Genomic DNA, 13,571 nt, shown 5'->3' with positions numbered 1-13,571 from the left:
TGATGATGGATGAAAGACATGATTACGTGTGAGGAAATCCCTATGAATAAACAGAATAAACGCTTCTGCCTATTTCTGATCCTTTCACCTGTCTTTTCAGTGAATCAGTAGGGTCAGTGTTTTCGCGATGTTTAAAACAGATCCAGCCCCCTAAATCTCCCAAATTTGCAGGACTTTGAACGGTAGAAATTTCTCAAGTCAGAATAATTTCTCTTGCTCAAAGTCCCCAGATTGGGGGACTTAGGGGGCTAAACTCTCGAATCAAAGCGATTAGACAGCGCTCAGGAGTTGATCAACTTGTTTTGCAGTCTCAAAGAAGTAAGCTGCATTTTCCTCAGGCGTATTCGGCAAAATGCCATGACCCAGGTTCAAAATATGTCCTCGGTTGCCTGCTTTGCGAATCGTGTCGAGAATGCGATCGCGGATAAATTCCTTCGAGCCAAACAATACGCCTGGATCAAGGTTTCCTTGCACTTTCACATCTTTGCCCAATCTGGCACGCGCATCTGCCATATCGACTGTCCAATCGATCGTCAAAATGTCCGCGCCTGCTTTCGACATCCGCTCTAACAAACCCGCGCTTCCGGTCACTAACAGAATCAACGGAGTCTCCGGATGAACCTGCTTAATCTTGCGGAAGACTTGTTGCTGATACGGTAATGCAAACGTATCGTAATCTTGGGGGCTAAGCTGACCTGCCCAAGAATCAAACATCTGAATCACTTGCGCGCCGCAATCGATTTGATAACAAGCGTACGTTGCGATCGCATCTGCCAATTTCGACAACAACTGATGCAGAATGGCTGGATCAGAAAACGCCATATTCTTAATCACCGAATAGGTTTTCGACCCTTTTCCTTCCACCGCATATGCTGCCAACGTCCAAGGCGCACCGACGAAACCGAGAACAGTTGCCTCGTTCTTCACTTCTTCGCGCAACGAATTCAAAATCGTTTTAATAAACGGCATCGTCTCTTCAGGAACCAAAGGATGGAGCTTATCCACCTGAGCCTGAGAGCGAATCGGATCAGCAATAATTGGACCCTTGCCTTCAGCGATATCCATTTCGATACCTAGCCCCGGTAAAGGAGTCACAATATCCGAAAACAAAATCACTCCATCGGGCTTAAATGCGCGCCACGGTTGCAGCGAGACTTCGATCGCGACTTCTGGAATTTCAGACCGCTCCCGGAATGACGGATAGCGATCGCGCAAATCCCGATATGCCTTCATATAGCGACCAGCCTGTCGCATCATCCAAACTGGCGGACGATCCAACGCCTCGCCTCGTGCTGCCCGTAACAAAAGTGGAAGGTGCGAAGAACCCGTCATGGAGAAGCCTCTTAATAAATCCTTTTGTTTTCTACGTTTCTTAGCCTATCACCGGACGGGATCGCGTTGCGCCGCAAACCCAATCAATGTAACGGTTTTGAAATATTCATGCTGCTAAGTGAAGAGGGTTCTTTACCACGAAATGTCCCTATTAACAGAGGGGATCTCAAGCTTTAGTCAGATTTAACGGGGGTTCAAAATTTCTACGCTGGAGTCGTTCAAGGTGAAACGAGGTTTATAAATCATGTCTAATTTTGCTGCAAAGTTTGCAATTGTATCTGCTTTGATTCTTGCTCCGTTGTCTCTGCCAGCGATGAGCCAAACCACTCCTGGCGAACCGGGAACTGGAACTGGAACGACTGCGGTTGATGCTGATTATCATCAAGAAGGTCGGAATGGCTATTGGGGCTTGTTAGGGTTGTTGGGTCTGTTTGGTTTGATGGGACGCAAGAGCAGTCGCGATGAGTACTCGTCGTCATCGTCGGCAACAGCATATCGCGATCCTGCTGATGTATCGAGTACCCGCGATCGCTACTAAACGTATCCCAGAACTTCGGGATATTCCAGAACTCCGGGCTTGCAGAAGCTCGGAGTTTTTTAAATTGATAGGGCTGATTCACAACATCCAGATACCGACTTAAAGCTCAGCTTTGATGCAATCTCGTGCTGTTCAATAGCAAGAAAAGTAAGCACTATACGAAGCAAAATTTCAGACTGTAAAATGAGATATTCCTCAGTTCGAGAAATTTGATGCATGAGTAGTCCGATCAATCTTCTGAGCAATCGATATCGCATTCTCAATGTTTTGGGAGAGGGAGGATTTGGCAAAACCTACCTGGTCGAAGATACTCAAATGCCTTCGAGACGAAAATGTGTTCTCAAGCAACTCAAACCCATTCATGACAATCTCCAAATTCATCAACTCGTCCAAGAGCGATTTCAACGAGAAGCCGCAATTCTCGAACAATTAGGAGAACATCACCATCAAATTCCACGGCTCTATGCTTACTTTGCCGAAGGAGAAGAGTTCTACCTGGTAGAAGAATGGATCGAAGGCGAAACCTTGACACAGTGCGTCGAATCGCGAGGCGTGTTTAGTGAGAGGCAAGCACGATCGCTCTTACTGGATCTCTTACCCACCCTTTCAGATATTCATCGTCAAGGCATTGTCCATCGCGATATCAAACCCGACAACATCATTCTGCGGCATTCGGACGGAAAACCCGTTTTGATTGACTTTGGAGCCGTCAAAGAAACGATCAATACGGTAATGAGTGCTAGCGGGAATCCAACCCATTCGATCGTGATTGGAACCCCTGGATATACACCCTCGGAACAGATGGCAGGTCGTCCCGTATTTTCCAGTGATTTGTATAGCTTGGGATTAACTGCAATCTATCTGCTGACTGGCAGACAGCCACAACAGCTAGATAATGATCCGATGACCGGAAAAGTATTGTGGCAGCAGTATGCTCCGAATGGGAGTCCTGACTTTGCAGCAGTCCTCGATCGAGCAATTCAGCCCTACGCCAATCAACGATTTGCAGGCGCAGAAGACATGGCGATCGCATTAACGCCCGGTGCAGTTCCACCCTCGACGATCCTGCCGTCTGTCTCTCAAATCCCTAACGATACGATACAGATTGCGCCAACACCTCTAACCCAACCGCCCTCTGTGGCACGATCTCCCTGGACTTGGCAATGGGCATTTGTTGGCGTAGCCGTAGCTTCTCTGGCGGGAATCGCTGGGTTGATTGCCTACCTCACAAGCCGACCGACTCCGATCATCTCGAATTCGCCAGTCGCGAACGCGATCGCATCTCCGTCTCCGAAGCCATCTCTCGATCCATCTCCTGCACCTTTACCCAGCGAACCGCCGCAGTCAAAGCCTTCTCCAATTCCTGAGCAACCCGCAAAGCCTCCTGAGCCGCCTGCTAAACCTGTACCCGCGATCGACGCATCGTGCAGATTGCAAACAGGAACAACATTGAGATCGCAAGCGTTGACCTTAGATACTTGTTCGATCGATGCCAGTAATCCTGCGGTGATTCGCTTTGTGTACTATCTCGATGCCGAACAAGTTCGAGCAGAAACCGACTGTGCGAGCGGGACTTGGAAAAGCTTGCCAGAACAACAGGTGAATCGTCCTCAATCTGCTGCAACTGAGCAAATGCTAGCGCGCATTTGTGGTCAAACAGTACCGCAAGATTCAGTCTCCAAAGCAGACGTTGCCACTGTAATTGATCCACCCTCGAATGTCAGAGCTTCGCCGAATGGAGCGATTCTTTGTGCCGTGCGAGAAAAGCAAGAAATTAACGTTTATGAACGGAAAGGAGATTGGTACACAACAGATGTGTGCGGAACTCCAGGCTTCATTCATCAAGGACAACTGAAATTTTAGACGGGTGTATTTTCAAGTACCCGTTCCGCTAGATTGCTGAACATTTCTTACTTTTTGCGGAAATTATGCTGAAACCATGAATGATGCTACCGAAGAAGACCATAGGCTTGATCTTAGGTTGCGCGAGGACGTTGGATGAAACTCTCTTGGATATCTCTAAAACTGTTGCGATTTTTGGCGATCGCGGCTCTCACAACCAGCACTATTGTTGGACTGATTCCACAATTCGTTGTTTCACAGACAGAAACGCTAGAGATTCCGGTACAAACTGTACCAGCTAGCACGATGCGACCTTCCTACGGACACTTTCCTTATCGAGAAGACGATCCATCGCGATTGAAAACGGTCGGTCAGTTTGTCCGTAGCCGCTCTTCGAGGTCTGAATCGATGGATGTTGAAGCCGTTCAAGCTTTTCAGCAGATGGCGATCGCGGCTCGAAAATCAGGTGTGTCGCTGATGCCAATTTCTGGATTTCGGTCTGTCTCGGTGCAGACTGGATTATGGAAGCAACAGATTGCCCGTCGAGGCAGCAAACAAGCAGCGGCAAAATGGAGCGCTCCACCCGGATACAGCGAACATCATACAGGCTATGCGATCGATATTGCTGATCGGCAACGCCCCGATACGGATTTACAAATCAGCTTTGCAAACACTCGGGCGTATCAATGGTTAGCTGCGACGGCTGATCAATATGGATTTGAGCTATCCTTCCCACGCAATAACAAGCAGGGCGTGAGCTTTGAACCTTGGCACTGGCGGTATGTCGGGAGTGCAAGAGCAGAACAAATTTTTTCTGTTGCTCACAAAAGCGGATATTAGTCATGCAAGCCTGCCTCCCAAACGCCCACATAAATCCGATCTTGTTCATTCCGGGCAATGACTCCTTGCAGATTGCCCTGTTGGAAATTATGGAGATTGCTCTGTCTGCGATACACTCGCTTCAACGCCTCAATCACTTCTGGATTTGCTTCACTGCCTAACATGCCATTGACCGTGACTTGCATGGTCAAATTATCCACAGCTTGAGCAAAGGAGGCTTCAGTTTGTCTGACTTGGTTACTATTGCGATCGTATAAATATGCCAAGGTAATGCGATCGGGAACAACCTCATACAAAACGCTGCGAGTATTTTGCCAATAGCCCGGTTTCGTTTGGGCAGGCTCTCCTAGTGTGGCTCGCACCTCTCGTTCTGAAGTGCCAACAGCAAAGCCTGGAACGCGACTCGGATTAGCTCGAGAGGCAGTGGGAGATTCTTCTGTAATCGGCGCTGGCAGGGATGGATCAATCCGCACAGGCTGGGGTGCGGGTGTCGGAGTGGGCGATGCAGCAACGCTCGGTTTGGGTTTTGGTGTTTCAGAAGGCGTAGGTTTCGGTGTTGCAGAAGGGGTAGGAGAAACCGAGGGCAAGGGGCTTGGGGAATTGCGCGTAAGTTGTGGTGCCGGGGGTTGGCGGGATTGCCACCAGAGAATCGCGATCGCGACTCCAGTGAGCGTTAATCCTGATAAAGCAGCAAGGAGCCAAACGACTCGCAATCCCGGTTTCGCGATCGTCGTCATCGGTTCACGCGCAGGTAGCACGACAACGGTTGCAGAAGTGCCCGGTTTGGGGGGCTGAGTCACCGTTGAGCTAAGCTGAGTCACCGTTGGGCTAGACAGGGGCAATAGCTCTAGCCATTGCGCGATCGTCGCAGGTCGATCGCTGGCATTCATCGCCATTCCGCGCAGGATGGCTTGATTCACGCCTGGGCTGATCGAAGGTTCTAACTCTCTGGGTTCGGGCATCTGTTCGTGATCGCGTAAAATTGATGCCGTCGGAATTCTGGCGGTGACTAATGCATACAGGGTTGCTGCTAAACCGTAAACATCACTAGCAGGACTGCGTTTTTCTTGAGCAAAATACTGTTCGATTGGTGCATATCCGACCGACATCATTTGCGTGTGAGTTTGGGTTTGATTCGGTGTAAATTCTCGTGCAATTCCAAAGTCGATGAGAATTGCTTCTTGAGTTTTCTCATGCAAAATGATGTTTTGCGGCTTGATATCTCGATGCAGCAGACCGTTGCGGTGAACGACTTCAAGGGCTGCGCCGATTTGATGGATGTAGCGAATTGCGATCGCTTCGGGCAGCGGTCGATCGGGAAAGACTAAGTCTTCCAAGGTCTGCCCTGGAATGTAATCCATCACCATGTAAGCGCGATCGTTTTCAACAAAAAAGTCGCTGACCCGGACAATATTGGGATGAATACAAGTCGCAAGCCGTCGGGCTTCATCTTGGAATTTGCGCTGAAAATCGGCAAAGTTTTTCTCTGCCTTCAAAGCTTCATTCAGCGTTTTGATCACGACGGTTTGATCCAAAAAGTGATGAACGGCTTTGAAGGTAATGCCAAATCCTCCCCGCCCGATTTCTTCTTGCAGGGTGTACTTGCCGTTTGAAATTGTCTGACCGATGAGTGAATCCATGCCTAAGATTGAACCGCATTTCGAGGAAGAACGCACCGCAGTTGTGTGACGGTTTCGTTCAACTTTCCTAACTCTAACCGACCGTTCATCACCTCGACCAAAGTTTGGTTCATCAGCAGGCGAAATCCCAGAGAAGGTGGGTCTAAATCTTTTGGAGCTTCGGTTTTGAGCAGATCGATCGCTTCTCGCCATACCTCGATCGGTCGCTGATCTTCTAGCTCAATCACTGCAAATTCGGATTCTATGTGAGCTGAGAGCTTGAGCGTGCCTTCCTGCATTGTTGCGATCGCGCTACTGATCAAACTGACTAAAATCTGCTCTAGCGTTTTGCGATCGACAAACACATCCAGATCGGGTTCTGGTAACACGATTTGAAATCGCAAATTCCGGTTTTCTGCTAATAGATGCGTTAAAGAAAATACATTGTCAAACACATCACTGACGGAAACAGACTGAAAGTCTAATGGGCTGGTTCCATATTCGACTTTAGAAACATGGATGACTTCATCCAATAATTTCACGAGCTTTAAAGCGGATAGGTTCGCCTGTTCAATAAATTCGCGCTCCTCTTCAGGCGATTCGCAGAGATCGCCTAGAACTAATTGCTGCGAACCGATTAATCCACTTAAGGGCGATCGTAACTCGTGGGAAGTGCGGGCTAAAAATCCTGCCTTGAATTGCGCAAGTTCGAGTGCGGATTGATACGCCAATTCCAATGTGCGATCGAGAGTAGAGGATGCGACTTTAGACGATCGCTTCGCCCACCAACCCCCCACAAATCCAATTCCCAAGCCGCCAGCTAGCCAAACCAAATTCATCCAACTCATCGTTCTGGATTGCAAAAAGAAAGTCTTTATCACTCTAAACGACTTCACCCATTGCACTCGAAATCCTGACACCGAATTGATTTGTAACCAAATCAAACCAATTTAGTATCAGGATCTCATTTTTTCTAGAAACGTCGCAGATCTAACAAATCTCTAGCTTGAGCGAGACTGCTAAGCCGTTTTACCAACGACCCCTTCTACGAGCCAGTTCATCGATTCAAGCTCGATCGCAGTTGTCGCATAGTCTTTTCCAGCAGGGACAACCTCTTTACCCGTATTATCTTTGAGTCCGCCTTTGTAAATGACTAGCGAACCCGCCTTCATTTTGTCCCTCGCGGCTTCGGCGTCCTTCTTCGCAGTCTCAGACACCGCCGGTCCAAATGCCGAAATCTTCACAAATCCATCCTTATATCCGCCGCGCAGCAAATGCGGAATCCCTCCATTCATCAAGGTTTTACCTTCTTGAATCATCTTGACGTAATCGGAATACACCTTCGTCCAATCCCACTCTGCACCCGTCAGATAGCCTTTCGGCGCAAGTGCTGCCTGATTGGCGTGATAGCCAGACGTAAACGCCCCGCGTTTCTCTGCCGTTTCTATCACAACTTTCGGACTGTCTACATGGCAAGTAATCACATCTGCCCCTTGGTCAATCAAACTGTTGGTCGCTTCCGCTTCTTTTACTGGCAAAGACCAGTCCCCGGTAAAAATCACCTGGGTTGTAATTGTTGGCTTAACGCTTCGCGCTCCCAGGGTAAAACTATTGATGTTGCGAAGCACTTGTGGAATTGGTTTTGCTGCCACAAAACCTAACTTTCCGGTTTTGCTCATATGCCCGGCAACCACGCCTGCAACATACTGCGCTTCATCAATGTAACCAAAATAGCTGCCGACATTTTTGGGATGCTTGGCTGCATCATACATTGCGCCACAGTGGAAAAATTGTACTTCTGGATAATCGGTGGCGAGTTTAAGAATATGCGGGTCAAAATAGCCGAATGAGGTGGGAAACAGAACGGTTGCTTTGTCCTGCTCGATCATGTTCCGCATTGCTTCTTGTACTTCGGTCGTTTCAGGCACGCTGGCTTGATCGACGACTTTCACACCTTGGACACCTTCTTTTCCCTGGAAGTGGGCTTGATTATAGCCAAAATCGTCTTTAGGACCGACGTAGATAAACCCCATTACAAGTTCTTTGCCTGCGGCGGGGCTGCTACTGGATGTTGAAGAATCGTTCGCTGGGGTACAGCCAACCCAGAGCTTTGAAGTTGCACCAAATGCCCCAGTCGCTAACAATCCGCGTATGACTTGGCGGCGGGAAATGCGCGATCGCGGTGAATCCTGACTGCTCATCGTTCCTCCTCACAGAAGTTAATTGCCATCGTATTGAAATCGATTTTTCTGCTCGCTTTTGTATTGTTCAACACGTATCTTGCGATGCCTGAGCAGAGGCTCACGCGATCGCAGAAATCAATGCTGTCGAATCGGCAACCGCCCCAAACACACCGCCCTGCATTTTGACCATGTTCAGCGCGGCTAGATGGTTGCCATAGTCCGTTGCACCCGTACAATCGGACAGTAACAAACATTCATATCCTCGATCGTTGGCATCTCTCATGGTTGTATGCACACAGACATCAGTGGTAATGCCGGACAGGATCAAGTTTTGTATGCCTTTACGGTGCAAAACCAAATCGAGATCAGTGGCATAAAATGATCCTTTTCCGGGTTTATCAATGATCACTTCTCCGGGTAATGGAGCGAGTTCAGGAATAATCTCCCAACCTGACTCTCCTCGAACCAAAATTCGCCCACAAGGTCCTGGATCGCCAATTCCGGCTCCGATTTGTTGCGATCGCCAGCGTTTATTTTCTGGCAAATCTGAGAGATCCGGGCGATGTCCTTCGCGAGTGTGCAGAATTGTGTAATTCAGGTCTCGCATCACTTTGAGGAGGTTCCGAATCGGTTCGATCGGGGCGCGCGTCAGAGACAGGTCATAGCCCATCTTGTCCACATAACCGCCCTTACCGCAGAAATCTGTCTGCATATCAATCACAATCAGAGCCGTATTCTCAGGGCGTAAATCGCCATTGAATGGATATTGATAAGGCTCAGCCTCTACATACCGTCCCATGATTTAACCTCTGGTGACTGAAGTTGGTAATTCTTCGCCTTGATACGATCGCGTTGGCGCGTCAAATCCGCAGCTTGTGCCATCGGTGTGAATCACTTCATCTTCCCAAGGCAGGCGATACGATTCATTCACCAAGTCTTTCATGTAGGTGTAGGGGCAATCCTGTGCTCCGCCTTTCACCGCGACATAGCCGCGATGCCCAAATTGGTAAATATTGTTTTCGACGCTCCAGTGTCTCCGAGCTTCTCGCACCAGATCGGGACGCAATTCGGCTGTGATAATTTCATCCGGTCGATGGCTGCCCATCACTAATGGCATTCCGTCGAAATTGACAAACATACCTTCGCCCATCGAGTCAAATGTGCCATCTGTGCCGCACATACACACAGATGCGGTGTAGATCAGATTACAAAACGCATTCGCCTGGTTGGTAATTTGCCAACTGTGGCGGATTGGAGCGGTATATCCTGCGGTACGAATCATGATTTCCGCACCCTTGTAAGCACATTCGCGCGCCATTTCTGGGAACATGCCGTCGTGGCAGATAATTAACGCGAGCGTGCTGCCATTCGGTCCTTCACAGACCGGAATTCCTAGATTTCCAGGTTCCCAAGGCTCAACCGGAACCCAAGGATGCAGTTTCCGGTAGTAGAGTTTCAATTCGCCTTGGTCGTCGATAATGATGCCGCTATTGTAGGGATTGCCGTGTGGGTTGTACTCCATGATCGAGAAGCATCCCCAAATGCGATTTTCTCGGCAGGCGGCTTGGAAGGCTTGAACTTCTGGACCATCGATTCGGCACATAATTTTTGGATTTGTGTCCATCGAGAGTCCGTGTAGGGAATACTCTGGAAAGACGACTAAATCCATACTGGGCATATTACGACGGGCTTTGCTGACCATTTGGCAAATGCGATCGGTCTGAGCCGCAAGATCGTCGGGCGTGACAACATTTGGAAGCTGTAGCTGCACCAGTCCCAATACAACACCCTTTGGAGATTTATTCAATCCACCTAAACCACTCATGCACTTTGCCCTCAAGACTCAACTGATTGTCAGCTTTATCACATTTGGTTGAGGGCGATTCGTACTTTGGAATACCGTTTTGCTCCGTTCCATCGATTCGCACAGTTTGCGCGATCGCTCCACCCCTAAGACGCAGAATGCCGAACGGATATTTGAATCAGCGACGATTGGGTTCGATCGCAATCGTTCCAACCGTTGCCGGATGCTGAAGATTCATCGGTAAGCGAATCGTAAACTGACTTCCTTCTCCTTCCTTCGAGTGCATGAGCACCGTTCCAGCGTGAAGTTCAGCGAGTTTCTTGGTCAACGCTAACCCTAAACCTGTGCCTTCGTGCTTACGAGACAATGAGCCATCGACCTGCTGAAAGGGTTTGAACAAGAGATGCTGTTTGTCTTCTGCAATTCCAATCCCTTGATCCCAAACGGTGAAATCTAGAAACTCGCCATTGAGTTTCACGCTCAGTCCGATTTCATGATCTTCGTTCGAGAACTTAATCGCATTCGAGAGCAAGTTCAGTAGCATCTGGCGCAGCCGCAATTCGTCTGCCATCAAGGGTTCTAGATCCGGCTGGATCTCATAGTTCACGGTCAAATTTTTTATGCGAGCCTGTTCGCTGACAAACCCCAAGGTTTTCTCGCAAATTTCATCGACGACGAGCGGCGCGAGTTCTAAGCGCAACTGTCCTGCCTCGACTTTCGACAAGTCTAAGACATCATTGATCAAGCCTAGCAAATGCTGACCGCTTTGATAGATCTGATGAATGTAAATCTGTTGTTTTGAATTCAGACCGCCGAAGATTTGTTTTTGCAAAATCGACGAAAAGCCCAAAATCGAAGTCAGTGGAGTGCGCAACTCGTGTGACATGTTCGCCAAAAAGTCCGACTTCATCTGGCTTGCCCGTTCTAACTCATCGTTCTTTGTGGCAAGTTCGTCTTCTGTTCGTTTCTGCACCGTGATGTCACGGGTAATCATTGAAACTGCGGTTGGGCGATTACGTTCATCCAAGACCGGACTGACGGAAACCAGAGCAGGAAAAGATTCGCCGTTGCGACGATTACAAATGACTTCACCGCTCCAACCGCCTGAGATTGCTTGTTTAATTAACTCTTCGGTCTGCTTTTTCTCGGGGTAAAAAATTGCAGCATGTGCCCCGATCATCATGTCGGTTTGCCAGTTAAAAATTCGGCTCGCCGCAGAATTTGTGTAGATAATTTCTCCGTTCAAATCCGTAATTACGGTACTGTCATAGGCGGATTCAACTGCGCGAGAAAAGATTTTTAACTGTTTTTCAATCCGCTTTCTTTCCGTCACATCTCGCCCAATTCCTATACCGCCGATGAGTTCGCCATCGCGGCAGAGGAGTTTTCCATTTACTTCTAGAAAAATCTCTGTGCCCACTGCTGTCGTCAGCACAAACTCAAAATCTCTCAACTCTCCGGTCTGCATTAAATTCGCGAACGCTTGCATTGTTTTTTCGCGATAAAGCGGGGAGACAAAATCTAAATACGATCGTCCTAAGATTTCGTCTCTAGGACATCCCAGCAGTTTTTGACCATAGGAATTCATGTAGGTCAGAGTTCCTGTCAAGTCAACGGTGTAAACCATATCGTTGGCAGTTTCGACATAAGCTCGGAACAGTTCTTCCGATTGACTCAGGCTGATTTCCACGGAGCCAATTCGTACGAGTTTGTCAGGAAGTGTATGATTCGACATTTCCACAAGGTTACCAGATCGAAGCGGATGGACAGATGAGGATAGAAGCTTTTTGAAGTGAATCGTTGACGTCCTAGCAGGCGAAGAAATTGGATGAAGTAGAGGTGAGACGTGCTAAGTTGACAACGCGCATGATGAAAAGAAAAAGATTTAAACAAAAAGGAAATATTTAGCAATTTAATCAAATGAACGCTGAAAAAGCGTTTCACCCAAATGAGTGATCTTTCATTTCCAGCGGTGGAATTCGATAGAAGGTTGGACAAAAGTTCAATCTCTGAAATCCTCATAGAAGTTTGTACCAGGATTAAAAAACATAAAGCGGGGTTTCTACGGATCATTGTCCCAACTAATTTTCTTTTTTGTTAAAAGTAAGTAAGTATTTTTACAAATGGCTAAATGAGAGTACGTAATTTAATGCGGCTTTATCTCAGTTGGTTGGCTGAACAGTCTAAGATAGAACTCTCTAACTTCACAAATTAAGACGAGAGAGCGGGTTGCCTCAGAACCAACAGACCTAATCTCTCTATTCATCGGCTCTCTGTAATTTCCGTAAAGTTTGAGTGAAGTTGTTTGCCAGCAACATATTATTTTTCCTTCTTCTCGCGATCGAGTGTTTTATGAAAGCCTTAATTGGAGCGTCTTTACCAGAGTTAACGGAATGGGTCAAAACGCAGGAGCAACCCGCATACCGGGGACAACAATTACATCAGTGGATCTATCAGCGGGGCATCCGCTCTTTAGCTGAAATTTCTGTGTTTCCGAAGCAATGGCGATCGCAAGTAGCGGATTGGTCGATTGGGCGATCGGAAATTCATCACCAAGCGACCGCTTTAGATGGCACGGTGAAATTCTTGTTGCGATTAAGCGACGGTCAAATTGTTGAAACCGTTGGAATTCCGAGTGAGCAGCGGTTAACGGTTTGCGTCTCTTCGCAAGTCGGTTGTCCGATGGCTTGCGATTTCTGTGCGACGGGAAAAGGTGGATTTAAGCGCAATCTGGAACGCCATGAAATCGTGGATCAGGTGTTAACGGTGCAAGAAGTGTTTCAGCAACGGGTTAGCAATATCGTGTTTATGGGCATGGGCGAACCCCTGCTGAACGCGGACAATGTTTTAGAGGCAGTGCGATCGATTAATGAAGATATTGGCATTGGTCGGCGCTATATCACTATTTCTACGGTCGGGATTCCTGGGAGAATCCGCAAACTTGCGGATCACCACTTGCAGGCGACGCTGGCGGTAAGTTTACATGCGTCGAATCAGCAGGTGAGAGAGCAATTAATTCCGAGTGCACGTCAATATCCGTTAGAAGCACTTTTAGAGGAATGTCGCGAGTATGTGCGTCTGACGGGACGGCGAGTGACGTTTGAGTATATTTTGTTGGCTGGAGTCAATGATTGTGCTGAACATGCGATCGAGCTTGCAGATCATTTACGGGGATTCCAGAGCCATGTGAATCTGATTCCGTACAATCCGATTAGCGAAGCGGATTATCAACGACCAGATCAGCGTCGGATTGATGGGTTTGTGAAGGCGTTAAAAGATCGGAGAATCGCGGTGAGTGTGCGGCGGACGCGCGGATTGGAAGCGGATGCGGCTTGCGGGCAGTTGCGCGCATCGTTTGCTGGAAGTTGATTGTGGAGTTTGAGTTTTAAGCTGCGCTCAACTTGAAGAACCGA

Annotated in this window: 11 protein-coding genes; 4 read left to right on the top strand and 7 right to left on the bottom strand. The window is 48.2% G+C overall.

Annotated features, from left to right (window positions below; all coding sequences use genetic code 11):
- Nucleotides 1-270 precede the first annotated feature (270 nt).
- Nucleotides 271-1,332 (bottom strand): uroporphyrinogen decarboxylase, encoded by a 1,062-nt coding sequence (gene hemE / locus OU814_RS22345; protein WP_017291407.1) that lies wholly within the window; start codon nt 1,330-1,332, stop codon nt 271-273.
- A 244-nt stretch (nt 1,333-1,576) separates the two neighbouring features.
- On the opposite strand from hemE, the gene OU814_RS22340 reads away from it, so the two are divergent.
- From OU814_RS22340 to OU814_RS22330, 3 genes are all read left to right on the top strand, one after another.
- The gene (locus tag OU814_RS22340; RefSeq protein ID WP_017291408.1) at nt 1,577-1,870 is read left to right on the top strand and encodes a WGxxGxxG family protein; all 294 of its coding nucleotides are present in this window, start codon (nt 1,577-1,579) and stop codon (nt 1,868-1,870) included.
- 216 nt (nt 1,871-2,086) lie between these two features.
- Nucleotides 2,087-3,733 carry a protein kinase domain-containing protein gene (locus OU814_RS22335; protein WP_268242144.1) on the top strand — a complete coding sequence of 549 codons (1,647 nt, stop codon included), beginning with the start codon at nt 2,087-2,089 and terminating at the stop codon, nt 3,731-3,733.
- Between the two features lie 135 nt (nt 3,734-3,868).
- Entirely contained in the window at nt 3,869-4,552 is a 684-nt protein-coding gene (locus OU814_RS22330) for a M15 family metallopeptidase (protein ID WP_268242143.1), read from the top strand.
- Here OU814_RS22330 and OU814_RS22325 read toward each other — a convergent pair.
- The 6 genes from OU814_RS22325 to OU814_RS22300 all read right to left on the bottom strand — a co-directional run bounded on the left by OU814_RS22325 (nt 4,549) and on the right by OU814_RS22300 (nt 11,893).
- Nucleotides 4,549-6,192: a serine/threonine protein kinase gene (locus OU814_RS22325; protein WP_268242142.1), complete on the bottom strand. Its 1,644-nt coding sequence runs from the start codon at nt 6,190-6,192 to the stop codon at nt 4,549-4,551. The two genes, OU814_RS22330 and OU814_RS22325, sit on opposite strands and share 4 nt — an antisense overlap.
- Nucleotides 6,193-6,194: 2 nt before the next feature.
- Complete coding sequence (locus OU814_RS22320) at nt 6,195-7,019, bottom strand: sensor histidine kinase (protein WP_268242141.1); 825 nt, start codon at nt 7,017-7,019, stop codon at nt 6,195-6,197.
- Between the two features lie 171 nt (nt 7,020-7,190).
- A complete protein-coding gene (locus OU814_RS22315) occupies nt 7,191-8,372 on the bottom strand; it encodes a BMP family ABC transporter substrate-binding protein (protein WP_017291413.1) in 1,182 nt (393 codons plus the stop codon).
- A 100-nt stretch (nt 8,373-8,472) separates the two neighbouring features.
- Nucleotides 8,473-9,153 carry a biuret amidohydrolase gene (biuH, locus tag OU814_RS22310; RefSeq protein WP_017291414.1) on the bottom strand — a complete coding sequence of 227 codons (681 nt, stop codon included), beginning with the start codon at nt 9,151-9,153 and terminating at the stop codon, nt 8,473-8,475.
- A gap of 3 nt (nt 9,154-9,156) precedes the next feature.
- On the bottom strand, nt 9,157-10,179 hold the full coding sequence (locus OU814_RS22305) for a formamidase (RefSeq protein WP_017291415.1): 1,023 nt from the start codon (nt 10,177-10,179) through the stop codon (nt 9,157-9,159).
- A 157-nt stretch (nt 10,180-10,336) separates the two neighbouring features.
- Nucleotides 10,337-11,893: a sensor histidine kinase gene (locus OU814_RS22300; protein ID WP_017291416.1), complete on the bottom strand. Its 1,557-nt coding sequence runs from the start codon at nt 11,891-11,893 to the stop codon at nt 10,337-10,339.
- A gap of 617 nt (nt 11,894-12,510) precedes the next feature.
- Here OU814_RS22300 and rlmN point away from each other — a divergent pair.
- Nucleotides 12,511-13,527 (top strand): 23S rRNA (adenine(2503)-C(2))-methyltransferase RlmN, encoded by a 1,017-nt coding sequence (gene rlmN, locus OU814_RS22295; protein WP_190652519.1) that lies wholly within the window; start codon nt 12,511-12,513, stop codon nt 13,525-13,527.
- Nucleotides 13,528-13,571: the final 44 nt, after the last annotated feature.

The organism is Leptolyngbya sp. GGD (assembly GCF_026735145.1).
Taxonomy (GTDB): domain Bacteria; phylum Cyanobacteriota; class Cyanobacteriia; order Leptolyngbyales; family Leptolyngbyaceae; genus Leptolyngbya; species Leptolyngbya boryana.
Note: the sequence above shows the minus strand (reverse complement) of the source record. Positions and strands in the feature narration are given on the sequence as shown.

Bases quoted from the DNA above. Each gene is read 5' to 3' on its own strand.
- hemE (WP_017291407.1), bottom strand. From the start codon at position 1,332: ATGACGGGTTCTTCGCACCTTCCACTTTTGTTACGGGCAGCACGAGGC.
- OU814_RS22340 (WP_017291408.1), top strand. From the start codon at position 1,577: ATGTCTAATTTTGCTGCAAAGTTTGCAATTGTATCTGCTTTGATTCTT.
- OU814_RS22335 (WP_268242144.1), top strand. From the start codon at position 2,087: ATGAGTAGTCCGATCAATCTTCTGAGCAATCGATATCGCATTCTCAAT.
- OU814_RS22330 (WP_268242143.1), top strand. From the start codon at position 3,869: ATGAAACTCTCTTGGATATCTCTAAAACTGTTGCGATTTTTGGCGATC.
- OU814_RS22325 (WP_268242142.1), bottom strand. From the start codon at position 6,192: ATGGATTCACTCATCGGTCAGACAATTTCAAACGGCAAGTACACCCTG.
- OU814_RS22320 (WP_268242141.1), bottom strand. From the start codon at position 7,019: ATGAGTTGGATGAATTTGGTTTGGCTAGCTGGCGGCTTGGGAATTGGA.
- OU814_RS22315 (WP_017291413.1), bottom strand. From the start codon at position 8,372: ATGAGCAGTCAGGATTCACCGCGATCGCGCATTTCCCGCCGCCAAGTC.
- biuH (WP_017291414.1), bottom strand. From the start codon at position 9,153: ATGGGACGGTATGTAGAGGCTGAGCCTTATCAATATCCATTCAATGGC.
- OU814_RS22305 (WP_017291415.1), bottom strand. From the start codon at position 10,179: ATGAGTGGTTTAGGTGGATTGAATAAATCTCCAAAGGGTGTTGTATTG.
- OU814_RS22300 (WP_017291416.1), bottom strand. From the start codon at position 11,893: ATGTCGAATCATACACTTCCTGACAAACTCGTACGAATTGGCTCCGTG.
- rlmN (WP_190652519.1), top strand. From the start codon at position 12,511: ATGAAAGCCTTAATTGGAGCGTCTTTACCAGAGTTAACGGAATGGGTC.